Raw genomic sequence first — 22678 nt, 5'->3', positions numbered from 1 at the left:
AATGGATACCCATCAAACTGAACAAAACGATACCGTCGCCGTGATGCTGAAAAAGCTGTCGGCACTGTGGCAGCAGCGCGCGGCGGTCAACCAGGGGCCGGTGCACTACGCGGACCTGGAGTTCGATCCCGCCAAGCACGATTTCAGCGCATCGCTGCTGCCGTTCCGCGACCACGAAGCATGGCGCTCCGCGCCCGAGGAGTTGAAGTCGCGCTGCCTGTCCTATGCGTGGGGCATATACAACCTGAAAACCGTCTATATCGAATGCGACGTCGTCACGCCCGCCTGCGAAGACTTGATCAAGGTGGCGCCGGCCAACAGCCGCAACCGCGACGTGATCCAGGATGTGATGTCGCAGGCGCTGCTCGATGAAGCGCTGCACACGCGCATGTCGCTGCTGGCATCGAACTACATTTACGCCAGGCGCGGACTGGCGCCGCTGGAATTCACGGCGTTCAACCTGGTGGAGTGGCGCCGCGCCGTGCTGGCCAGTTGTAACGCCGAATGGGAACGGCGCCTGACCCGTTTCGCCATGGCCTGCGCCAGCGAAACCCTGATCACGGATTACCTGAAAACCATGGCCGAGGATGCCGGCATCCAGAGCGTCTGCCATCGCACCACGAAGACGCATGCGATGGATGAATGGAGCCACTCCAGCGTGTTCAGTTTCGTCGCCACGGACCTGGTCCATGGTTTGAGCCAGCGCGAGCGCAGCTACCTGCGCGCGGTGATCCTCAAGACGGTCGAGATGTTTGCCAATAATGAGATGGGGGCGTGGGCCAAGGTGTTCTCGATGCTGGAGTTTCCCCATGCCGCCGATATCCTGGCCGATACCGGCCGTGAAAACGAGATTGGCGTGTACACCGGTTCCGTGCAGGCGCTGATTGCGCGCATCGGACTGGACGCGCCGGAACTGGCGTCGCACGGCGACGCGCTGGAGGTGGCGGTATGAATGCCCGTATCAGTGTGCGCTGCGACAGTACGGCGCTGGAAGCCGGCAACGTTAAAATTTTCGCGCTGCGTCTGCCCGCCTCGCACGGCCCGTGCCATGACATCGACCCGGGGCGCTATGTCGCGCTGGAATATGCCGACATGGCGGGCGGCGTACAGCAGCGCATGTATTCCGTGACGCGCAAGCCGGCGCCGGACGTGTTTGAAATCGCCGTGCGCCGCACCGGCACCCGGGGCGTGGCCGACCGCCTGCACGCCAGCCTGCAGGAAGGCGCGGCCGTCACCTTGCTCTACACCGGCGGAGAGATCACGGTCGACGCGGTGCTGGTGCACAGCCAGGTCTTGATGTGGGCAGGCGGCATTGGCGTGACATTGCCGATTGCCCTGCTGCGCGAACTGGCGGAGCGGGCGAAGCAGGGCCTGCCGGTACCCGGTGTCACGCTGTACCTGTGCTGCCCGCGCGTGCAGGACGTGCCGTTCCTGCACGAATTGCTGGAACTGGATTTGACCAGCGCATGGTTCGACATGCAGGTATTTATCACGCGCCAGCCGATCGATTCGGGCTGGAGCCATTTCCATGCGGGACGTCCATCGGACGACATGCTGCGCGCGTTGCCGGAGCCGGGCGCCGTGCTGCTGTGCGGCGGCCACCAGTTTGCCGCCGAGACGCGCAGCCGCGTGCGCGACCTGTACCCGCACGCCGAATTGCTGATTGAATCGTTCAGCGCACCGCAGGCACCCGTGCCCGAGCCCGCGCCGGCCGCTGCGCCGTCCACCGCGGCGCGCGCCATGATCGCCATCGCGGGCCGGGAAGACGGCCTGCCGGCCGATCCCGCCAGGAGCTTGTTGGAAAACCTGGAGCAGCACGGGGTGCCGATCCGCAGCCAGTGCCGCTCCGGTATCTGCGGCAGTTGCCGCGTCAGGATCCTGTCCGGGGATTGCCGCCGCGAGGCCGACTTCTGCCTCGACGACAAGGATGTCAGCAACGGCTATGCGCTGGCTTGCTGCACGTATCCGACGGCGGGCGAGCTGGCCATTGCGCTGGGACCGGGCAATTAGCCAAGGATCAATCGACCACCAGCAAGGTCACACCCTGGCGTGGCAGCACATAGTTGATGCTGGCCGCGCCATGGCTGACTGCCAGCGGTGCCAGCTCCGCCTGCGCCATTTTTGACGCGGCTTCCAGCGCCTCGAACTGCTTGAGATCCGGCGACTGCGGCGATCCCAGCGCTTGCCAGGCCGTGAAGGCATTGGCATTGGCTTTGTCCACGCGCCATTGCGTTACCTTGCGTGTCCCTGCTTTACCCAGGCCTTTCAATTCCAGCCTCACTGCCGCGTCAGGGCCGGCGACATCGTCATCGTGGTAATGCCAGCTGAGGATCGCCAGCTGGCCTGCCGGGGTGCGTGTCGCGATCACGCCGACATCGGGGTTGCCCTGGACGCCCTTGGCCAGCATGTCGTCCAATGGCTGCATCGCGCTGCTGCTGGCGGTCAGCCTTTCCTGCCCCAGCCTGGCGAACATGCGGAAGACGTTCATCACGGGCAGGTCGACGCCATTGGTGGCGAGTTGGCGGTAGCCGGCAAACCATGGCTGGTCTTCAAACGTGAAGGCCCACGTCAGCGCGCCGTCCAGGTTGACGCCGCGGCGCGACGCGAGTTCCCAGATGCGCGCGAAACTGGCGGCGGTATAGCTCGAATACATGGTGCCGTTGCGGTAGGCGTTTTGCGGGCCGGGGCAGGCCGCGCAACCTTCCGGGTCGCTCTCGCCGATGACAATCGGCTTGTTCTTCAATTGGGGAATGGCGGCGATCCTGGCAAAGCCCGTATCGACATCGTGCAAGTGTTCACGGATACCCATCCGCACGTGCCCGTCGACGAAGCGCGGGACGCCTTTCGCATGGAAGGACAGGAAATCGGTCGGCGTGCCCGTGCCGCCTGTCGCGTGGTTGGTGCCGGAGACCACGTGCTTCAGGAAGGCGTCCATGAAAGCCCCTCCGTGGCCCGCCACATCCGGACCGCCGACAAAGGCATCGGGCAGCGCGCGCCGTATGCCGGCGATGGCGTAGTCATGCAGCTTGTTGAATTCATCCTGGGTGCCACTCCAGTAAAAGCGCGAGTTGGGTTCGTTCCAGACCTCGAAATACCACTTCTTCATTTCATCGCGCCCGTAGCGCTCGATATTGTGCAGCGTCCACTGGTACGCCAGTTCGCCCCATTTCGCGTAGTCCTTCGGCGGCGCGGTCCAGCCGGTCGCGATCAGGTCGTAGGCGAAGCCGGGGCGCCAGCTGTGCTGGTAAGGCGTGCCCGGCTTCGCGCTGGACATGGCTTCCGGCATGAAGCCGATTTGCAGGTAGGGCCGTACGCCGCGCGCAAGATAGGTATCGATGATGCGGTCGGTGACGGTCCAGTCGTAGACCGGCTTGCCGTCTTTGGTTTCCGTGTAGGCATTGGTGCTGCCCCACTTGAAGGCGGGCGTGCCGTCGCCGGTGCTGAGCAGGTTGTGGGCGCGGAAGAAGACGTCGCCGCGCCGCAGCGCCCCCAGGTGGTCCAGCAGTTTGCGGCCATCCTTCATGGTGGCGTAGTTGGGTTCATCGGCGCCGAAGAAGCGCCAGATCGGTTTCAGTTCGCCGGCGGGCCGGGAAGCGTCAACCTCGATCGTCACAGGGATAGTTTGCGCGGCAGCGGGTGCACCGGCCAGCAGCGCGGCAACGGCACATGCCAGGGTAATGCGTATCATGTCTCCTCCTATTATTATGGTGACAAGATGATACGCCCCAGTGATATCGGTCGCGATGAATTATGGGTAGGAGGCGATACCAGGATTGATATCGCAGTTTGCCTCCCGGGTGCAAGTCAGGCGCCCCCGGCTCCCCGATACCATGCGTGGACGTAGGCCGGTACCGGCGCCCCGTTTCCTTCCGCCGTGACAGGTTCGCCACGCACGCGCGTCAGCGGCAGCACGCCCGACCACGCGGGGTAATCCACGTCTTCCTCTTCTTCCGTCGGTCCGCCCGCGCGCACCTTGCAGGCCGCCTCGTCGAGCGCAATGCGCAGCACCGTGGTGGCGGCGTATTCGTTGGCGCTGCCGGGACGGATATCGGCCTGGCGGCCCGGCATCAGCGATTCCATGAATGCTTCCAGTGTCGCGGCCTTGTCGTCGTCCGCGACTTTTTCAAAGCGGCCGTAAATCATCGCCGAGCGGTAATTCATCGAGTGGCTGAACGCGGAACGCGCCATCACCAGGCCATCCACGTGGGTGATCGTCACGCACACGTCCTGCTCCATCAAGCGCTTCAGCATGCGGCTGCCGTTCGAGCCGTGGATGTACAGGTGGTTGCCTTCGCGCCAGCATGCCGTCGGGATGCAGTGCGTCCCATGGTCGTCCGTGAAGGCGATGTGGCAGACATAGGCATCGTCGACAATCGCGTGCACGGTCGCGCTGTCATAGGCGGCATTGTTGGCGACGCGGCGTACGCGGGTCCGGTTGGATGGCGGGGTGTTCATTGACTCCTCTCAAGTTGGTTGAGTGGCAACTATAATGGCGATCTGGCCCTTTCATAAGGTCCAGTCGTATGCAAATTTTTAGAGCCACCGATTTGGAGTCCCATGGATTACACGCTGCTGTTCGAAGCCTTTACCGAGAACCACGCCGGCCGGGGCTGGTCACGCCAGCGCTTGCTGCATGAATGCCTGCGCGCGGCCATCCGCGATGGCACGCTGGCGGCCGGGACGCGGTTGGCGTCGTCGCGCACGCTGGCGGGCGAATTGAACGTGGCGCGCAATTCCGTGCTGTACGCGTATGAACAGCTGGCGTGCGAAGGCTATGTGCTGGGCGACCGGCGCGGCACCGTGGTGGCGGCCATTGCCAGCCAAGCGTCGGCCGAAGCGGCTGCGCCGGTGGAGGCGGGGCCGCACGCGCTGCTGTCGCGCCGCGCCCGCAACCTGCGCCCCGTGCTGGGACCGGCCGACATGATGGGGGCGTTCGTGCCTGGCGTGCCCGCGCTGGATGCGTTTCCGCTGCCATTGTGGCGGCGCATGCTGGAGCGCGCGTGGCGCACGATGACGCCGCGCCAGCTCAATTACAGCGACCCGTGCGGCGAGCCGGTGCTGCGGGCCGCCGTGGCCGATTACTTGCGCGCGTCGCGCGGCGTGCTGTGCGATGTGGCGCAGGTGTTCATCACGGATGGCACGCAAAGTTCGCTCGACCTGTGCGCGCGGGCCTGTGCCGACGATGGCGACATCGTGTGGCTGGAAGATCCCGGCTATGCGGGGGCGCTGGCCGCGTTCCGCGGCGCGGGATTGAAGGTGCGGGGCATCCCGCTCGATGGCGAAGGCATCGCGCCGCAGCCGTCGCACTGGCGCGACGCGCCGCCCCGGCTGATTTACACGACGCCGTCGCACCAGTATCCGCTGGGAACCGTGATGTCGCTGCAACGGCGGCTGGCGCTGATTGCCGATGCGCGGGCGGCGGGAGCGCTGATCATCGAAGACGATTACGACAGCGAATTCCGCCACGACGGTCCACCGCTGCCCGCCATGCAGGGGCTGGCGCCGGACGCGCCCGTACTGTACGTGGGCACGTTCAGCAAGACCATGTTCCCTGCGCTGCGGATCGGCTTTGTCGTGGTGCCGCCATGGCTGGCCGCGCCGCTGGCGGAGATGCGCGCGCAATCGGCGGCGCGCGGCCGGGTGGCGGAACAACTGGCGGTGGCGGAGTTCGTGCGCAGCGGGCAGTTCGCGTTGCACTTGCGGCGCATGCGGCGGCTGTACCGGCAGCGGCGCGATGCGTTGCAGGCGGCGCTCGAGCGTTACCTGGACGGCTCCGCCGTGGTGGAAGGCGCGTCGGCGGGAATGCACCTGGCGCTGCGGTTTACCGACCCGGTGCTGGATGACCAGGCCGTGTCGGCGCGCTTGCTGGAACAGGGCATCGTCGTCAATGCGATGTCGCTGCATGCGGTGGGGGACAGGCCGCAGTGCCAGGGGCTGATGCTGGGGTATGCGCAGGTGCCGGCCGAGCGGATGGACGAGCTGGCGCGGCGCGTGGTGGCGGCACTCAGTGCGTCAGCCGGCTTTCCACATTAAACGTATTGCCGCTGTTGCCCGACACGGACAGCACCAGCAATTCGCCATTGCGCAGCGCCAGTGACGCGCTGGTGACGCCGGTGCCCAGGTTGGTTTGCACGTCGGTCGAACCCTGGCCGAACTGGATGTGCCAGACAGTCTTGCCATTGACAGTGGACGACGTCACGCCGCTGCCCGTGAACGTGATGGGCGTGGTGGTGGCGGTGGCGTTGCCCTGGTCGACGCTGGCCGTCACGGTTTCGCCGTTCGGCATGCGCACACTGGCGTCCTTCACGGTGCCGGTGTATTGCAGCACGGTCGCGGCTTGCGCATAGGTGCCGGTCGCCACCACGGCGCCAGTGCAATCGACGTTGGCAAAGTATTCCGTCTTGATGGTGAAGGACAAGGTGGCGCCGCCATTGCTGGCCGCCAGCGTCATGGTGTCGCGGTTGTGCGCCGCGCACGGGCGTATCCAGACGCCCTCGTATTTTTGCAGCGCGCCGGCCACTTGCGTGGGCAGGCCCTGGCCGCTGGCGCCGCCGCCGCTGCCGCCGCCACAGGCGGCAAGGGCCGTCAGCAGGACGAGTCCTGCCGGAAGTCGATACATGATTGCTCCTGAATTGGTTGACGGTCAATTTAACCATCGGCACGGATGAAAGGCCATGACCGCAGGAGCCAGCATGAAAAAAGCCGCAGGGCGCACACGGCGCCTTGCGGCTTTCCAGCGTTTACGTCGTCAGGAAACGATCAGAACGCCGTGTCGAAGCGCACGAACATCGAACGGCCATTGATGCCGAACGGGCAGGTTTCCCAGCAGTGCGTGAAGCCCAGTTGCGGGAATGGCGCGCCTTTCACGGTGTCCCACTTGTCCGGATAGGTGTCGAACACGTTGTTGACGCCCACCGTCACGCTGGTCTTCTTGCTGAAGCTGTAGCGGCCCGTCATGTCCAGCAGCCATTTGCCCGACCAGGTTTGCAGCGGCGCGAAACCTTCGCCCGATACTTCGCCATAGTAGTTGGCGCGGGCATTCAGGTTCCACGGACCGGTGGTGTAATCGGCGGCGACCACGTGGTGCTTGCGTGGCTGGCCATGTTCGATCAGGGTAACTTGCGCCTGGTCGAACAGTTGGGCGCCGGTCAGGATGCTGGACGTCGAATGGCGCTTCGTCACTTCCGTCTTGTTGAAGCCCAACTGGCCGGACAGCACCAGGGTGGAGCCGGTCCACTTGGTGGTGTGGTCGGCCACGATGTCCAGGCCGCGCGTCTTGGTGTCGACCGCGTTGGTGAAGAATTGCGCCTGGCCCACGCCCAGCGGCGTCAGCACGTTGGCGATCGGGCCGCCGCCGGCTTCCGGCGCGATGTTGCTGGAGAAGACGATGCGGTCCTTGATCTTGATCTGGTACACGTCCGCCGTCAGCGACATGTTCGATGCCGGACGCAGCACCATGCCCAGGCTGGCGTTACGCGACTTTTCTTCCTTCAGCGGCGCGATGCCCAGCGCCTTGGTGACGGCGCTGCCCTGGCGTGCGGTCAGCGTTTCCGTCAGCTGGCCGGCAGCATTCAGGTTGGTCGATACGGAGCTGTAATACTCTTGCTGCACGCCTGGTGCACGGAAGCCGGTCGATGCGGAGCCGCGCAGGCCGAACTGCTTGGACGGGTCCCAGCGCGCGCTGATCTTGCCAGTGACGGTGCTGCCGAAGTCCGAATAGTCTTCGTAGCGCACGGCGCCGGCCAGCAGCAATTCCTTCACAGGACGGTGTTCCGCGTCCAGGTACAGCGCGATGTTGTGGCGGCCGGAATCCACGGCGGTGGCCGGGGTGTAGCCCGGGAAGCCCTGGGTGCCGGACGCCGCGACGCCGCCGGTCTGGTCCTTGATGACGATCTTCGGATTGTTGGTGCGGCCATACTGGTACGACACCGGGTCGCCGGCGACGATTTCATAGTTGTCGCGGCGCCATTCGAAGCCCGAGGCCAGGAAGATTTCCGCGCCGCCCAGTTTCACCGGGCCCTTGATGTCGGCGTTGATGGTGGTCTGGTTGAACTTCAGCTTGCCGGTGTCCGCTTCCAGCGGCGATTCCGCATAGATGCCGCCACCTGGTTTCGGCTCGTACCAGTACGAGACGTTGATGGTTTGCTTTTCGTGGAAGTCCAGTTCGCTGGCGCCATGGTTGATCGACATGTCGAACTTCCATTCGTTGGCCAGGTCGCGGCGGTAGCCGAACGCGTACGACAAGTCTTTCACGGTGGTGCGGATGTTCGGCAGGAAGCCGTTCGGGTACACGGCCGGCACGGTGCGGCCGTCGCCTGGCGAACGGTAGAAGCCGGACGAATCGCCGGTACGCTTCGACACGCCGCCGAAGGCATAGAATTCGCTGTCCTTGTCGATCGGCAGCGCGCCATTCCACCACAAGTACGCATCTTTCGCATCGGAGTCGCCGATACGCTGCGTTACGCGGGCAGGGCTCACGCGCAGCGTGTCCGGACCGGCGCGGTTGGTTTCGCCGCGCACGCGCGCTTCGGCGGTCAGGTTGATGAAACCGCCGTTTTCACCCAGTGCGAAGCCGCGGTTGACGCTGGCCGAGTACAGGTCGCCGTCGCCCTTGGACGTGGTGCCCAGGGTGCCGCTGAAGGCCGTCTCATTGACGTTGCTCTTCAGGACGATGTTGATCACGCCGGCAATCGCGTCGGAACCATATTGGGCCGCGGCGCCATCGCGCAGCACTTCGATATGGTGGATCGCGGACATCGGGATCGCGTTGATGTCGGTGCCGGCGGAGCCGCGGCCCACGGTTTGCTGCACGTTGACCAGCGCCTGCTGGTGGCGGCGCTTGCCGTTCACCAGGACCAGCAACTGGTCCGGGCCCAGCGAGCGCAGGGTGGCGGGACGGATGATGTCGGTGCCGTCACTGATGAAGGTGCTGGAGAAGTTGAACGATGGGTCCAGCGTCTGCAGCAGCTTGCCCAGTTCCAGCGGGCCGGCATTCTGCATGTCTTTCAGGTTAATCAGGCCGACGGGCGCGGACGTGTCCAGGGCGGTCTTGGCCGTCGAACGCGAACCCAGCACGACCACGGTCTGCTCTTCGCCGGAAGCGGCGGGAGCAGTCTGTGCGGAAGCCTGGGAAGCGGCCAGCAGGATGGCGCTGGCGATCAGCGTGCGTTGGAACAGGGGAGGGAAGGCGGGCTTGGTTGCTCTTTGCATGGGGAGTCCATTTTTAGTGACGTATTGTGTGCGCAATGACGTTGGGTAAACATTGGCGCAAAAATACTACTCCGCACGCTTGGAGCGTGAAAGCATTATCTTTCCTCTAAGTTGTTCAGTGTTGTAATAAAGTGTTTTCGCTGAATAAACGATACTTTATTTGTGAATCACTAGTGATTTCTGTGGTGAGATATCGTATTCTTGCCGGTTGGTTGCTAATACATATTAAAAAAGCAATTGCTTGGCGATTGTTTCACGCATGGTCATGCATCCATGACTTCAGGCCGTCGACCCAGCCTTTCGCGCGCAAATTCATTTGCTTTTTGATGGTGGCGGCCCGCTCGTACAGGTCGGAAAAGTCGATGGCCGGCGATTGCTTGAACGCCACCGCAATGATGTTGGCGTCATGCACTTCCGGCAGCCAAACCACGGCGTCGAACGCCAGTTCCATGTGCTGGAAGTTCTTGTCGTAGTTCATGTAATCGCCGAACACGTTGACAGTCATGATGCCCTTGTCGGTCAGGCAATCGGCGCAAGCCTGGTAAAACTCGGGCGTATCGAGTACGGGGCCGCGCGCTTCCTCGTCGTACAAATCCACTTGCAGCACGTCGACCTTGCCGTGGTTGGCGGGATTCATGACGAAATCCAGTGCATTCATTTCCACCACGTTCAGGCGCGCATCGTTCGGCGGCAGGCCGAACAGGGCGTGGCAAATGGCGATGACGTTCGGGTTCAGGTCGACGGCGGTGACTTTCGCATCGGGGAAGCGCTGGTAGCAAAACTTGGTCAGCGCCGCGCTGCCCAGGCCCAGCTGGACGATGTGGCGGGGCTTTTCCATGAACAGCATCCACATCATCATCATTTGCACATATTCCAGCTCGATCGCATCGGGCTTGGCAAGACGCATGGCGCCCTGCACCCAGGACGTGCCCAGGTGCAGCGAACGGACGCCCTCGAATTCAGTGATGGTGGCGGGCGGGTGGCCGGGGAGGTCAAAGCGGGAAGAAGTCGGTTTCATGCCGCCAGTTTACCAGCCAGCCCATCAAGTCGACATTTCGGTGCCTGGCCCCTTTAGCACTATCGTTTGCAGTGCGAACGATAGTGCTAAAGGGGCCAGGCCCCAATCAACAAAGGGGCAGGCCCCAATCAACATCAGCAAGTGGTGAGCAGGGGCAGGATCATTGTGACGGCCAGGCCGCCGCCGTCGCGGTTGGCCAGCAGGATGCGGCCGCCGTGGGCTTCGGCGATTTCGCGGGCCAGGGCCAGGCCCAGGCCGGTGCCGCTGCGCTTGGTGGAGTAAAACGGCACCAGCGCGTTGGCCAGCACCGTGTCGCTCATGCCGGGCCCGCGGTCTTGCACGGCAATCCGGACCATGCCCTGCACCCGCTGCACGTCCAGCGACACCCCATCGGCCTGCGAGCCGGATTCATGCGCATTCTTCAGCAAGTTCAACAGCGCCTGCTCCATTTGCGCGCCATCGAAACACGCCGGCTCGGCCGGCAATTCCCCCGTCAGCGTGAAAGCCACCTGGTCCCCCAGCCGCGCAATAAACGCGGGCCAGTCATGCTGTTCCAGCCGGGGCGATGGCAGCTTGGCAAAGCGCGCATAGCCGAGAATGAAGCTTTCCAGGTGGCGTGTGCGTTCTTCGATGGTGGCGAGGATTTGCGGCAGGCGCTCGGTCTGGCCCCGCCGCACCAGCTCCGCGCCCGAGTGCGCCAGCGACGTCAGCGGCGCCAGCGAATTGTTCAATTCATGGCTGATGACGCGGATGACTTTTTTCCACGTCTGCACTTCCTGCCGCCGCAATTCCTGCGTCAGTTGGCGCAGCAACAGCAATTCATGCTTGCGGCCGTTGAGGTTGAAACTGCTGCGCGCCAGATGGTAGACATCCTCGCCTTCCCCTTCGGCGGTATCGCTGCTGTCCACGGTAAACAAGCCGTCGCCGCCCCGGGCCAGCGCTTCGCGCAGCGCGGGCGCGGACTGGTCCAGCACATCGTTGAGCCGGTTTCCCTCCAGCTTGCGCCCCTGGTTCAGCAACTGGCGCGCCGCGATATTCGCATACACGATATGGCCGCCCTCGCTGGCCAGCAGCATGGCGACCGGCGTGTTTTGCACCATGGTATCGAGCAGCAGTTCGCGTTGCACCAGGCCCAGCCGCTGTTCGCGCAATACGCGGCCCAGTTCATTGTGCGCGGCCACCAGGTCGCTCAATTCATCGTTTTGCGGCCAGTGCAGGCTGAATGAAAAATCGCCGTCCTTGTAGCTGGTAACGGTGCCCGTCAGAGCGCGGAACAGCGACAGGATGTGTTCGAGTTGGGCGCGGATCGTGATCATCGCCAGGGGAATCACCGCCAGCAGACAGATCGCCACCACCAGCACCGGCTGGTCCGGCAACAGCCGCGTCAGCGCCAGCGCAATCAGGATGCCCAGGGTCAGCAGCGTGGCCAGCAGCGCCGACCAGCGGGTCAGCAGGGAAAGGCGCACGCCCTTCGGGTGCCGCACGCGCCCGGCCATCAGCGGGCGATGCCCAGCCGTTCCATGCGCCGGTACAGCGCCTGGCGCGACAAGCCCAGCTCGGCGGCGGCCTGCGCCACTACGCCGTGCGCGCGCCGCAGCGCCTGCGTGATGGCGTCGCGGTCGGGTTCCGCATCGGCGGCAACGGGCGCGGCCGCCACCGGCAAGCCCAGGTCGGACGCCTTGATCACGTCGCCGGCCGCCAGCAGGCAGGCACGCGCCATGACGTTTTTCAATTCCCGCACGTTGCCCGGCCATGTGTGGGCTTGCAACGTGGCTTGCGCGCCGGCGTCCAGCGTCTTGCGGCCATCGAGGAAGTGGTGGGCCAGCGGCAGGATATCGGCGGGACGGCCCGCCAGCGGCGGCAGCGCCAGTTCAATCACGTTCAGGCGGTAAAACAAGTCTTCGCGGAAGGTGCCGGCGCGGATCATGGCTTGCAGGTCGGCATTGGTGGCGCTGATGACGCGCACGCGCACCTGCCGTTCGCGGTTGGAACCCAGCCGTTCGAAGCGGCCCGTTTCCAATACGCGCAACAACTTCATCTGGCCCGCCAGCGGCAGGTTGCCGATTTCATCGAGGAACAGCGTGCCGCCATCGGCGGCTTCGAATTTGCCTTCGCGGGCTTTCGACGCGCCCGTGTACGCGCCCGCATCGGCGCCGAACAATTCCGCCTCGATCAGTTCCGAAGGCAGCGCGCCGCAATTGAGGACGACAAACGGGCCTTCCCGTACGGATGAGTTGGCCTGGATGATTTCCGCGATGCGTTCCTTGCCGGACCCGTTCGGGCCCGTGATCAGCACGGGGACATCGGATTTCGCCACCTGGCACGCCAGGTGGATCACGCGTTCGGTGGCGGGGTCTTGCCAGATCATGCCGCGCAAATCGTGGCGCTCCAGGTCGCGGCGCTGGCGGATGTCACTGTGCATGCGCTGCGCCAGCGCGCGGTTGGCCTGGCCCAGTTCGATCAGGTTGGTGACGGTGGCCAGCAGGCGCTGGTCATCCCACGGCTTGGCCAGGTAATCGGCGGCGCCCGCCTTGACGAGGTTGACGGCGGCATCGAGGTGCGTCCATGCCGTCAGCAGGATCACGGGCAGGTCGGGATGGCGCCGGCGGATTTCACGGAACAGCGCCACGCCTTCCGCACCGGACGTGGTGTCGGCCGTGAAATTCATGTCCTGGATCACCAGGTCAATGCCAGCGCCCTGGCGCGCCAGCAGCGCCAGGCCTTCTTCCGGCGACGCGGCGCTCAAGGTGTCGATATCGTGCAGGGAAAACAGGACGTCCAGGGCAACCGCGATAGCGGCGTTGTCATCGATGATCAGTACGGTAGGCATCCCGCCAGCATAACCGAAATCCGGATACGGTTACATGGCGCGGATGCCACATTCAGGGCGTACTGCGCGGGTTACGCGCTGCGGGTCGCCATCGCCGGCGAGATCGACGCCGCGCGCCACGCGGGGCCATACACGGCTCCGATACCGAGCGCCCAGAAGATCGCCGCGCCGCCCAGCATGTAAGTGGCCGGCAGCCGCGCCATTTCCAGCGCGCTGACCAGCAACTGATTCAGTCCCAACGCCAGCAGCACGCCCGTGAAGACGCCGATGCTGGTGATCATGATGTTTTCCGTGATGAAGTAGCGCAGGATGTCGATGCGGCGCGCGCCCAGTGCGCGGCGGACCCCGATCTGCTTGCGGCGCTGCGTCACCCACAGGCTGGCCATGCCGACAATGCCGCTGGCCGTGACCAAGAGCAGCAGGGCGCTGACCGTGACCAGCATCCACGACAGGCCCACGTCGGCGCGGTAGCGTTCCTTGCGGTCTTCATCGAGGGTCTTGAGTTTCAACACCACCTGGTTGTTGGCGGCGCGGCGCAGCGCTTCTTCCGCTTCCTTCATGACGCGGTCGCGCTGGCCCGGTTCCGCCCGCACCGTGTATTGCGCATTGCGGTCGCCCGTCAGGCGCACGGCCACGATAGTGCTGGTTTCGCCATCGGCGCCCACCTGGCCGCCGGGCGATTGCAAGGTGTCGATCACGCCGATCACGCGCACGGGACGCGCTTCCGGTCCGACACCCATGTACAGGGTCTTGCCGAGGAACGACGTGGCGCCGGGCCACACTTTTTCGCCCATGGCCTTGGTGATCTGGATGGTTTTCGGGAATTCCTTGCTGGTTTTCTGGTCGATTTCCACGACGTCGGCTTCATTGAAGTCGCGGCCTTCGATCAGCTTCAGGCCCCACGTCTTCACCAGCGAGTCGGCCGAGATATAAAACGCGGCCACGCCCGATTCCTTGTCCTGCTTCAGGTCGGCCGACACGCTGTTGTAGCTGCCGGAACGGGACAACGGCGTCTGGCTGGTATTGGCCACCGACAGCACACCCGGCACCGCGCGCAATACGGCGGTATCGGACTTGATGCGGGCCAGCTGTTCTTCATGCGACAGTTCGCGCAACGGGCTGACCTGCACGTGGAAGATATCGTGTTCCTGTTCGATGCCGGTCGAACGGTTGGCCACGGCCTGGCGGATGTTCACGATATGCAGTGCATTGGCCAGGATCGCCAGGCTCAATGCCACCTGGATCGCCACCAGCACGGGGCCGGTCTTGTTGCGCAGCAGTGCGGACAAAATGGGACGGAATTCCATGGTGCGACTCTCCTTATTGCGATTTCAATTGCAGGGCCGGCGTCACCTGGCACGCGCGCCACGTCGGCAGCAGGCCGGCCAGGATGGCGGACAGCACGGCCATCACGAACGTCATCAGCAGCATGAACCAGTCCATTTGCGCCACCACCGTCAACTGTTTCGATTGCATGGCGATCAGCGCCAGCGCACCGAAGGCCAGCAGCAAGCCAAGCACGCCGCCGGCCAGGCCGACCACCGTGGTCTCGATCAGGAATTGCGAGAAGATTTCCTTGCGCGAGGCGCCCAGTGCGCGGCGCACGCCGATTTCCGGCGCCCGCACGGAAAACTTCGCCAGCAGCAGGCCGATGGTGTTGACCAGGCACAGCAGCAGGAAACCGAATGCCAGCCATGCGGACAGCTTGTTGTCGTTGCCGACCACTTTCAGGAATTCCAGCCATTCCATCAGGTTGTACATCTGCGTCGGCGCGTTGCGCTTCATGCGGCCCAGTTTATTCTGCTCGGCGGCGTAGGCGTTCAGCCAGCTGTGCAGGGCCGGGCGGTCGGCCGACGAGTGCAGTTCGAACCAGAACTGGATCCACGTGCATTCGGATTTCAGCAGCGCGTCGAATCCGGGATCGCGGTCCGCCGTGCAATTCATGCTGCCGTTGTGCGTGTACTGGTGGCGGATCGCGGTGGAGAACGGGATGAAGAATTCATCTTCGCTGCCGAACGCGCCGCCATTGCTGCCGATGATGCGGTGGAAGCGGGGAATCGGATCCCAGCGGTCGATCACGCCCGTGACCTGGTATTCATAGCCCATCAGGGTAATGCGCCGGCCGACGGGATTGTCGTTGCCATACAGTTTTTCCGACAGTTTGCGGCTCAACACCACGACGTCGGCGCCGGCCGCGTCATGCGCTTCGGTCCAGCCCTGGCCATGCAGGAAGGGCACGTCGAACATGGCGAAGAAATCGCCGGTGGGCGCCATGCCGGACGCCATGAACACGTTCAAATCCTTGCGCGCCGGTTCCACGGGACCGGCCACGCCATACATGGCGGTGCGGCGGTCGCCCTGCTTGCCGGCCAACAGGTTCGCCGCGTCGATATACGACAGCTGGCGGTCGTTGGGTTTGTCGCCCGGCGTGTAGCCTTGCGTGGGGCCGTTGTCGACCAGCGGCACGATCAGGCGCGCGCTCTTGGCGGGCAGCGGATCGCCGGACATCACGTGCAGGATGGTCAGGGTGGCGATGCTGGCGGCTACGCCGATGGCCAGTGTCAGCACCATCAGCGCAGTGAGCGCGGGATTGCGCCGCAGGCTCCGTACGCCCAGTTTGAAGTAGTAAGTGAACATGCGCGGCTTCCTTTACGCTTGCACCAGGGTTGGCGTCTTGCGCACCAGGTCCGATACCTGGCCGTCGATGATGTGCACGTTGCGCTGCGAACGCTGCGCCAGTTCAGGATCGTGCGTGACCATCAGGATCGTCGTGCCCTGGGCATTGATTTCTTCCAGCAGTTCCATCACGCCGCGCGCCATTTGCGTATCGAGGTTGCCGGTGGGTTCGTCCGCCAGCAGCAGCTTCGGTGAACCGGCCAGTGCGCGCGCGATCGCCACGCGCTGTTGCTGGCCACCCGACAGTTCGGCCGGGAAGTGCCGCATGCGCGACGCCAGGCCGACCTTGGCCAGCGCGTCTTCGATGCGCTCCTTGCGCTCGGCCGCGTTGAAGCCACGGTAGCGCAGTGGCACGTCGACGTTATCGAACAGCGACAGGTCGGGAATCAAATTAAAACCCTGGAAAATAAAGCCCAGCTTTTCATTGCGCAGGCGCGAACGGGCATTGTCGTCCAGGCCTTTCACGTTGGTGCCGTCGAGGATGTATTCGCCATCGGTGAATTCTTCCAGCAGGCCGGCGATGTTGAGGAAGCTGGTCTTGCCGGAACCGGACGGTCCCGTGACAGTGACGAATTCGCCCTGTTCGACATTGATTTCGAAGCCGCGCAGTGCGTGCGTTTCAATCATGTGGGTGCGGTAGACTTTGCTCAGGTTTTTCATGCGCAGCATGGTGCGGGCTCCCGGGTTCTGGATAGGTGATTGACTGACTTATTGATTGATCGAGACGCGCTCGGCGTTCGCGAAGGTTTCGGTGCCGGAGATGACGACCTTGTCGCCCTGCTTCAGCCCGGACAGGATTTCAACGGCGTTGACGCTGGTGGCGCCAAGGCGGATCGGCGTGCGTGTGGCCACGCCGTCGCGCATCACGTAGGCATAGCGGCCGCCTTCGGATTCCACGAACGAGCCGCGTGGCAGCATCAGCGTGTTGGGTTTTTCATCGATCAGCAATCGGGCCGACACGCGCTGGTTCTGGCGCAAGCCTTCCGGCTGCGCGCCGGTGAAGCGCACGCGGGCCAGCACCTGGTTTTTCACCACTTCCGGCGACAGCGCGGACAGCTTGCCCATGGCCTTGGCGGCGCCGACCAGGATTTCCGCATTCATGCCGATGCCCATGTCGGCCACGTACGTTTCCGGCACTTCGATTTCCACTTCCAGCGCGGACAGGTCGACCAGCGTCATCAACGGCGCATTGGCCGGCACCACGCTGCGGTTCGGCACCGACAAGGTGCCGATAAAGCCGTCGACCGGCGCGCGCACGGTCAGCTCATCGACCTTGCGCTGCGCGTTGGCCAAGGTGAGTTTCTGGCGTTCCAGCTGGGCCGACTTGGTTTTCAATTCCAGCGCCACATTGTCGCCTTCCAGTTCCGCCGCCTGCGCCGCATGGCGGGCGCGGATTTCCGCCGCCTGCAGCGCATCCTTGGCTTTCTGGTAATCGATCTTGGCCACCACGCCTTCGTTGGACACGCTGTTGTAGCGTTCCAGCGTGCGCTGGGCGGACAGGCGGTCGATTTCCGCCGTGTCGGCATCGCGCCGCGCCAGCATCTTTTGCTTGCGGGCGAGGATTTGCTGGCGCGCCACTTCGGCCGACAGTTCCTGGTACATCGCCTGCTCGCGCTTCAATTCATCGGTCAGGTCGGGCGATTCGAGGATGGCCAGCACGTCGCCCTTTTTCACGGTGGCGCCGGCGTGGGTTTTCAAGGTGACGGTCGATGGCGACGTCGAATACAGCGTCGGGCTGACGGCGGCCACGATACGGCCATTGACGGCCGCGTCGCGCACCAGTGTGCCGCGCGTGACGTCGGCGATGCGCAGCCGGGAAGCATTGACGGACTGGCTGCTGCCGGTCCACGTGGTGACCAGCGTGTAGCCCGTGCCCGCGACGGCGGCGGCGATGGCGGCGATGACCAGCTTGCGCTTCCATTGGACGCCGGCGGGCGGGGCGATGACTCGGTCTTGGTGTGATGTGTCGCGGATCATGGGAGTGAGATGACGGCTAATGTTGTCGCCAAACTATGCAGGATCTGTGCCAGTTGCTAAGTATTTGATTTCATGTGACTTTAACTGCTGTCCGCCGATGAGCGGACGCGTCCGCGCTGTCCACCGGTGTCCGGGGATGTCCGGCTGTCCGCCCGGCGGCTCTTGTAAAGTTACTAATCGGACATATTTGTCGCCCATGATGAAACTTTTGAAACTGCTGATGGGCTATGAGGCCCCCGCGATCGACTTCCCTTTTCCCCGCACGGATGTGGCGATGTACGGGCAACTGCAGGGTGGCGCCGCCCACATCGATGGCCAGACCTGGGATGAATTGCAGCTCGATGCTTACCTCGAGCGCGTTGCGCAGGGCTGCAGCATATTCGGACGGCAGGCGCTGTACCGCCGCCTGCTGGGCGGACAGGATGCCGCCTATGCGCGGGTACGGGCGCTGGCCGATGACGGGGCGGCGTTCGACGCGTTGACGGATGCGTGCCGCGGCTTGCGCGCGGTGGATACGGAAGTGGCGCAGATGCTGTTCGGGCCGGAACCGGCGCGTTCACCCCGCTGGAGCGGGGCACTGGCGTTATTGCCGGTGGCGCTGATGCTGTCGGTGCTGCTCGCATTTGTGTGGGGGCCGGGCTGGATTGCCGCGCTGGCCCTGTGGGTGGTGCTGATGGGCGTGCAAGTCGCATGGTACGTGCGGGCGCAGGCGTGGGGCCGGCAAGTGGCGGCGCTGCAGCAATTGCTGCGTGCGCACAGCATGCTGGGCGGTTTGCCGGCGGACAGCGCGGGCGCTCCCTACGTGGCGGCGCTGCGCCCGGGCGCGCGCGACGCGGGCCGGGCCAGCCGCGTACTGGGCCGCTCGCCGCTGCAGATGCTGCCGGGGGTGAGCGAATACAGCGAGTGGATGTTGCTGGCGAATATACGCCATTACTTCAACAGCAGGAACGCCTTCGTCGACCGGCTCGCTGCGCTGCGGGACAGTTACCGGCTGGTGGCGGAACTGGAAGCGGACCTGGCGCTGGCGCGGCACGTGCGGGAGGCGCCCGTGGTCTGCGCGGTGGAAGTGTCGGATGCGGTGGTGCTCGACAGCGTCGTGCATCCGCTGGTGGCGGACGCCCACCCGCTGTCGGTCGACGTGCGGGGCAGCGGCGCGTTCATCTCGGGCCAGAATGGCGTGGGCAAGAGCACGCTGCTGCGCACGGTGGGATTGAACCTGGTGGCGGCGCGCGCGTTCGGCTTTTGCTATGCGCAGTGCGCGCAGGCGCCGCTGCTGCCGGTGTATGCCAGCATGCAGAATGAAGACAGCCTGGCCGATGGCGAGAGCCTGTATATCTCCGAGCTGCGCCGCGCGCGGGAATTACTGGCGCTGGCGGCGCAGGGGCGGACCGTGTTCCTGATCGACGAAATTTTCCGGGGCACGAACCACGTGGAATCCGTGTCGGCGGCGGCCGCCGTGCTGGATGAACTGGCGCGGCATGGGATGGTGATCGTGTCGTCGCACAACGTGGTGCTGGCGCCGCTGCTGGCCCATGCGCTGTCGCCTCTGTGCGTGGAACCCGACGCCCATGGCCGCCTGCACGTGCGCAGCGGGGTGCTGGCGCGGACCAATGGCATCGCGCTGTTGTCGCAGCATGGCTTCGGCGATGCTATCGATGCCAGGGCCCACAAGGTGCACGCGTGGCTCAGCAGCCATCTGGCGCATCCTCAAAACTGTGACGGGGTACTGACCTCGTAACCCGTCATTGCGCGCCTGACCCCACGCCGGGCGCCAGCATGGGGCGCTGGCGGCGTTGCCACAGCAGCGTCAGGCCGTACATGAGCGCGAGGATGGCCAGCCAGGCGGTGTAGGTGGTCAGCAGCGATGGTGTGTAGCCTTCCGGCAGTTTCAATGCGCCGCCGATGAAGGTGGGCGTTTCGCCATAGCGCGCCATGAAATACACGCCGGCCAGTAAATGGATCAGCGCGATGTGCACCGTGTAAAAGAACAGCGGCGAGCCGCCGAACAGCATCAGCGGGCGCACCGTGCGCACATGTTCGAAGGCGGCCAGCAGCGCCAGGCCGATGGCGCCCGTCACGCACAGGTATTGCAGCGATGGCGGGTATTTCGATACGCGCAGGTAGGACAGCACGTCGAAAACGAAGCCCTTGTTTTGCGGCGCCCATGGCGCGGGATCGCCATACACGTTCCACGTGCGCAGCAGGATGAAAGCCGCCAGCAGCACGGCCGCCGACAGCAGCAGGCGGCGCTGCCGCTGCGGCGCGGGCAGGCGGAAGACGGGGGCGGCCGCATATCCGGCCGCCATCACGCCCAGCCACGGGATCAGCGGATACACGATCACCAGCCCGTAATTGCCCGCGACCGGATAAAAGCCGCCCTGGTGCAGCGCCTGCCACAGCAAGCCGCCCGGCTGCCAGCCATCGAGCGCATTGTGGCCGCAGATCAGCAGCGCCGCGAACGCGGCGACCAGCCAGCGCGGCAGCCACACCAGCCCGGCCAGCACGATCATGCCGGCGCCGAGCACCCAGATCACCTGGAAGATCGTCACGTTGTAGCCGAACTGCCAGCTGAAACTGATCCACGTCCATTCCAGCACCAGCAGCATGGCGCCCCGGCTCAGCAGGTAGCGCGACAGGGCGGGACGGGCGTCGGGCAAGACATCGGAAGCGGAGCGGGCGCCGCGCAGCCAGGCGGACGACCCGGCCAGGAACACGAATACGGTGGCGCACAGGTGCGTGACCCAGCGCGTCATGAACCAGCCCGGCGTGGTCTGCGACAAGTCTTCCGGTCCGAACGGCGCCAGGCCGAAAAAATCCCGCGTATGGTCCAGCGCCATCAGGATGATGACGAAGCCCCGCAACATGTCGATCGATGCCAGCCGTGCCGCCTTCATGGACTCTCCTATTTTTTCTTTTTCTCCACCACTTCGCTGCAATCGCCCTTGATCACGGCATTGTCGTAATTGGTCCAGCCATAGCTGTCGACGTAACGCTTGTGCAGCTTGAAGCCCTCGTTGACGAAGCTCCATTCCAGCCGGTCTTGCGGATAGCGGATGTCGCCCATGTCCAGCAAGGTGTGGAACATGTTTTCCGTCGCCAGCTTGGCCTTGCGGTGCCGCGCCAGTTGTTTGATCTTCTCAGGATAACGCTCTTTGTACTGATCGGAGTACCACACGAATGCGGGAACGCGGAATTCGTGGATGGTGTTGTGGCCATGGAACGCCAGGCGGCAGGCGCCGTCGTACAAGGTCTGGCCATGGTCGGCCACGTACAGCAGCGACACCGGCTGTTCCGGCGCTTTCAGCTTGCCGATGGCTTGCGACAGGAACCAGTCCGTGTACAGCACGGAATTGTCATAGCTGTTGTTCATCTGCGGCTTGATCTTCAAGTCCGTGTAAGCCGGCTTGTCGACGCCGAACAGCGATGGCTGCCACTTGTCGAATTCCTTCGGGTGGCGCTGGCTGTAATTCCAGTGGCTGCCCAGCGTGTGCAGCACGATCAGTTTTTTCGGCGCCGGATCGGCCAGCGCATGCTGCAGCGGCGCCAGCAGGATGTCGTCGAAATTCGAATTGTTCGTGTAGCCGCCCAGGTTCATGAATTGCACCACGTCCGCTTCCCGCGCAAACACGGACACGGGGGTGTCGAACTGGCCGAATGAAATCTGGTTCGACAGCCAGAACGTGCGGAAGCCCGCTTCCTTGTATGCCGTGATGAACGACTTTTCCGCGAAACCGTCTTCCAGGCTTTGCGTGGCCGGTTTGCGGGAAATGATGACGGGGACCGACAGACGCGTGGCCGAGACGGCCGTCACCACGTCCGGCAGCACCACCAGGTTGGTTTCCTTCGACAGCAGCGGATTGGTGTCCCGCGCGTAACCGTTCAGGCTCCAGCGGTCGTAGCGGGCCGATTCGCCGATCACCAGCACCACGGTTTCCGGCACCGTGTCCACCGCCGCCTGGTGCGCGCCGAAGGTGAAGCTGCGGCTGGCCTGCCCCAGGCGGGCCAGGTGTTCACGCTCGTCGTAGAAGTCCACGCCCCGTCCCGCCAGGCCGAATGGCCAGGTGCGGGCGAAATCGTAATAGTCGGGCGGGATGCGCAGCCAGTGGGGCAGCGGCGCCAGTTTTTTACCGGTGCGGTTGGCGCCGGCGACGGAGCCGGGCACGGATGCGTTGCTGGCGCTGCTGTCGTCTTCTTCCTCTTCCTCGTCCGAAGCGTCATCGGATGCGGCGGACGCTGAAGATGCCGACGATGCCGCCCGTGAGGCGGCGGCCGGGACGGATGCGGAGGCTGGCGCCGGCGCCGCCACGCCGAATTCCCACCCATACCAGGCCAGTGCCGCCAGCACGGCCACAATGCCCAGCACCGCCTGCCGTGCCTGCGCCGGCATGGCCAGCGCCCGCGTGCGCAGCGCCGCGACCCAGACCGCGATGAACCACACGATGGATCCCGTCATGACGGCGGCCAGCAGCCACACGGTGCTGCCCAGGAATTCCATGGCTTCGCGCGGGCTGGTTTCCGCAATGATGCCCAGGTGGTGCGTGGAAATGCCCTGGCTGTAATAGATCAGCAGGTAGACTTCGATCGGCAGCCCGATGAAGGCAGGCAGCAGCAGCCAGTGGAACCAGGCCGGCCGTTTGAAGATGGCCCATACCGCCAGCCACGCATAGATTTCCATCGCCACGATATTCGCCGCATGGTCCAGCGGCTTGCCCAGCGCCAGGGGCAGGAAGGGGACCAGCGTGAGGATCAGGTAGCTCAGCAGGATGAATGCCGTGGGCAAGCGCGATTGCATAAGAAAGCGGCGGAAAAAAGGGGCCATTATCGGGCAAGCGCGAATCTTTAGGCGAAAAAACTGTGGTGGGAAGGCGAGAGAGCATCAGGCTGCCGCGACGTCAAATCCGTAGGGCGGTTTTCGCGCAGCGAAAGCCGCCATGCATGCCAGTTGCGGCGCATGCATGGCGGCTTCG

Annotated in this window: 17 protein-coding genes; 4 read left to right on the top strand and 13 right to left on the bottom strand. The window is 64.3% G+C overall.

Features of this window, described 5'->3' with window-relative positions; genetic code table 11:
* Position 1: 1 nt before the first annotated feature.
* A complete protein-coding gene (locus tag GJ700_RS25815) occupies positions 2 to 952 on the top strand; it encodes a diiron oxygenase (protein ID WP_154379390.1) in 951 nt (316 codons plus the stop codon).
* Positions 949 to 2010, top strand: coding sequence for an iron-sulfur cluster-binding domain-containing protein (locus tag GJ700_RS25810; RefSeq protein WP_154379388.1), 1062 nt, complete (start codon positions 949 to 951; stop codon positions 2008 to 2010). The genes GJ700_RS25815 and GJ700_RS25810 overlap by 4 nt, the downstream gene beginning before the upstream one ends.
* Before the next feature lie 7 nt (positions 2011 to 2017).
* Here GJ700_RS25810 and GJ700_RS25805 read toward each other — a convergent pair whose 3' ends face one another.
* Positions 2018 to 3688, bottom strand: coding sequence for a GH39 family glycosyl hydrolase (locus GJ700_RS25805; RefSeq protein WP_154379386.1), 1671 nt, complete (start codon positions 3686 to 3688; stop codon positions 2018 to 2020).
* 116 nt (positions 3689 to 3804) lie between these two features.
* Positions 3805 to 4455 carry a pyridoxamine 5'-phosphate oxidase family protein gene (locus GJ700_RS25800; RefSeq protein WP_154379384.1) on the bottom strand — a complete coding sequence of 217 codons (651 nt, stop codon included), beginning with the start codon at positions 4453 to 4455 and terminating at the stop codon, positions 3805 to 3807.
* A gap of 102 nt (positions 4456 to 4557) precedes the next feature.
* Between GJ700_RS25800 and pdxR the strand changes: the two genes are divergently transcribed.
* Complete coding sequence (pdxR, locus tag GJ700_RS25795; protein WP_154379382.1) at positions 4558 to 6033, top strand: MocR-like pyridoxine biosynthesis transcription factor PdxR; 1476 nt, start codon at positions 4558 to 4560, stop codon at positions 6031 to 6033.
* Here the strand turns inward: pdxR and GJ700_RS25790 are convergent.
* The 9 genes from GJ700_RS25790 to GJ700_RS25750 form a co-directional block, all read right to left on the bottom strand.
* Positions 6005 to 6619 carry a hypothetical protein gene (locus tag GJ700_RS25790; RefSeq protein WP_154379380.1) on the bottom strand — a complete coding sequence of 205 codons (615 nt, stop codon included), beginning with the start codon at positions 6617 to 6619 and terminating at the stop codon, positions 6005 to 6007. The genes pdxR and GJ700_RS25790 overlap by 29 nt on opposite strands.
* 140 nt (positions 6620 to 6759) lie before the next feature.
* Complete coding sequence (locus GJ700_RS25785; protein ID WP_154379378.1) at positions 6760 to 9210, bottom strand: TonB-dependent receptor plug domain-containing protein; 2451 nt, start codon at positions 9208 to 9210, stop codon at positions 6760 to 6762.
* 253 nt (positions 9211 to 9463) lie between these two features.
* Complete coding sequence (locus tag GJ700_RS25780) at positions 9464 to 10228, bottom strand: spermine/spermidine synthase domain-containing protein (protein ID WP_154379376.1); 765 nt, start codon at positions 10226 to 10228, stop codon at positions 9464 to 9466.
* Between the two features lie 134 nt (positions 10229 to 10362).
* Complete coding sequence (locus tag GJ700_RS25775; RefSeq protein WP_154379374.1) at positions 10363 to 11724, bottom strand: sensor histidine kinase; 1362 nt, start codon at positions 11722 to 11724, stop codon at positions 10363 to 10365.
* A complete protein-coding gene (locus GJ700_RS25770) occupies positions 11724 to 13058 on the bottom strand; it encodes a sigma-54-dependent transcriptional regulator (protein ID WP_154379372.1) in 1335 nt (444 codons plus the stop codon). Before GJ700_RS25770 ends, GJ700_RS25775 begins: the two co-directional genes overlap by 1 nt.
* A 71-nt stretch (positions 13059 to 13129) precedes the next feature.
* Positions 13130 to 14365 (bottom strand): ABC transporter permease, encoded by a 1236-nt coding sequence (locus tag GJ700_RS25765; RefSeq protein WP_154379370.1) that lies wholly within the window; start codon positions 14363 to 14365, stop codon positions 13130 to 13132.
* A gap of 13 nt (positions 14366 to 14378) precedes the next feature.
* Positions 14379 to 15695 carry an ABC transporter permease gene (locus GJ700_RS25760; protein WP_154379368.1) on the bottom strand — a complete coding sequence of 439 codons (1317 nt, stop codon included), beginning with the start codon at positions 15693 to 15695 and terminating at the stop codon, positions 14379 to 14381.
* A 12-nt stretch (positions 15696 to 15707) separates the two neighbouring features.
* Positions 15708 to 16403: an ABC transporter ATP-binding protein gene (locus GJ700_RS25755; RefSeq protein ID WP_154379366.1), complete on the bottom strand. Its 696-nt coding sequence runs from the start codon at positions 16401 to 16403 to the stop codon at positions 15708 to 15710.
* A gap of 39 nt (positions 16404 to 16442) precedes the next feature.
* On the bottom strand, positions 16443 to 17711 hold the full coding sequence (locus tag GJ700_RS25750; protein ID WP_154379364.1) for an efflux RND transporter periplasmic adaptor subunit: 1269 nt from the start codon (positions 17709 to 17711) through the stop codon (positions 16443 to 16445).
* 196 nt (positions 17712 to 17907) lie between these two features.
* On the opposite strand from GJ700_RS25750, the gene GJ700_RS25745 reads away from it, so the two are divergent.
* Positions 17908 to 19449, top strand: coding sequence for a MutS-related protein (locus GJ700_RS25745; protein ID WP_229507246.1), 1542 nt, complete (start codon positions 17908 to 17910; stop codon positions 19447 to 19449).
* 4 nt (positions 19450 to 19453) lie between these two features.
* Here GJ700_RS25745 and GJ700_RS25740 read toward each other — a convergent pair whose 3' ends face one another.
* On the bottom strand, positions 19454 to 20605 hold the full coding sequence (locus GJ700_RS25740) for an acetyltransferase domain-containing protein (protein WP_195764015.1): 1152 nt from the start codon (positions 20603 to 20605) through the stop codon (positions 19454 to 19456).
* Positions 20606 to 20613: 8 nt separating this feature from the next.
* Entirely contained in the window at positions 20614 to 22503 is a 1890-nt protein-coding gene (locus GJ700_RS25735) for a phosphoethanolamine transferase (protein WP_154379360.1), read from the bottom strand.
* Positions 22504 to 22678 lie beyond the last annotated feature (175 nt).

Source organism: Pseudoduganella rivuli, assembly GCF_009674485.1.
GTDB classification, from domain to species: Bacteria; Pseudomonadota; Gammaproteobacteria; order Burkholderiales; family Burkholderiaceae_D; genus Rugamonas; species Rugamonas rivuli_B.
This window is presented reverse-complemented; position numbering and strand designations above follow the sequence as displayed.

Excerpts from the sequence above, each read along its gene's own strand:
- GJ700_RS25815 (WP_154379390.1), top strand. The coding sequence starts at position 2 with ATGGATACCCATCAAACTGAACAAAACGATACCGTCGCCGTGATGCTG.
- GJ700_RS25810 (WP_154379388.1), top strand. The coding sequence starts at position 949 with ATGAATGCCCGTATCAGTGTGCGCTGCGACAGTACGGCGCTGGAAGCC.
- GJ700_RS25805 (WP_154379386.1), bottom strand. The coding sequence starts at position 3,688 with ATGATACGCATTACCCTGGCATGTGCCGTTGCCGCGCTGCTGGCCGGT.
- GJ700_RS25800 (WP_154379384.1), bottom strand. The coding sequence starts at position 4,455 with ATGAACACCCCGCCATCCAACCGGACCCGCGTACGCCGCGTCGCCAAC.
- pdxR (WP_154379382.1), top strand. The coding sequence starts at position 4,558 with ATGGATTACACGCTGCTGTTCGAAGCCTTTACCGAGAACCACGCCGGC.
- GJ700_RS25790 (WP_154379380.1), bottom strand. The coding sequence starts at position 6,619 with ATGTATCGACTTCCGGCAGGACTCGTCCTGCTGACGGCCCTTGCCGCC.
- GJ700_RS25785 (WP_154379378.1), bottom strand. The coding sequence starts at position 9,210 with ATGCAAAGAGCAACCAAGCCCGCCTTCCCTCCCCTGTTCCAACGCACG.
- GJ700_RS25780 (WP_154379376.1), bottom strand. The coding sequence starts at position 10,228 with ATGAAACCGACTTCTTCCCGCTTTGACCTCCCCGGCCACCCGCCCGCC.
- GJ700_RS25775 (WP_154379374.1), bottom strand. The coding sequence starts at position 11,724 with ATGGCCGGGCGCGTGCGGCACCCGAAGGGCGTGCGCCTTTCCCTGCTG.
- GJ700_RS25770 (WP_154379372.1), bottom strand. The coding sequence starts at position 13,058 with ATGCCTACCGTACTGATCATCGATGACAACGCCGCTATCGCGGTTGCC.
- GJ700_RS25765 (WP_154379370.1), bottom strand. The coding sequence starts at position 14,365 with ATGGAATTCCGTCCCATTTTGTCCGCACTGCTGCGCAACAAGACCGGC.
- GJ700_RS25760 (WP_154379368.1), bottom strand. The coding sequence starts at position 15,695 with ATGTTCACTTACTACTTCAAACTGGGCGTACGGAGCCTGCGGCGCAAT.
- GJ700_RS25755 (WP_154379366.1), bottom strand. The coding sequence starts at position 16,403 with ATGCTGCGCATGAAAAACCTGAGCAAAGTCTACCGCACCCACATGATT.
- GJ700_RS25750 (WP_154379364.1), bottom strand. The coding sequence starts at position 17,711 with ATGATCCGCGACACATCACACCAAGACCGAGTCATCGCCCCGCCCGCC.
- GJ700_RS25745 (WP_229507246.1), top strand. The coding sequence starts at position 17,908 with ATGATGAAACTTTTGAAACTGCTGATGGGCTATGAGGCCCCCGCGATC.
- GJ700_RS25740 (WP_195764015.1), bottom strand. The coding sequence starts at position 20,605 with ATGAAGGCGGCACGGCTGGCATCGATCGACATGTTGCGGGGCTTCGTC.
- GJ700_RS25735 (WP_154379360.1), bottom strand. The coding sequence starts at position 22,503 with ATGCAATCGCGCTTGCCCACGGCATTCATCCTGCTGAGCTACCTGATC.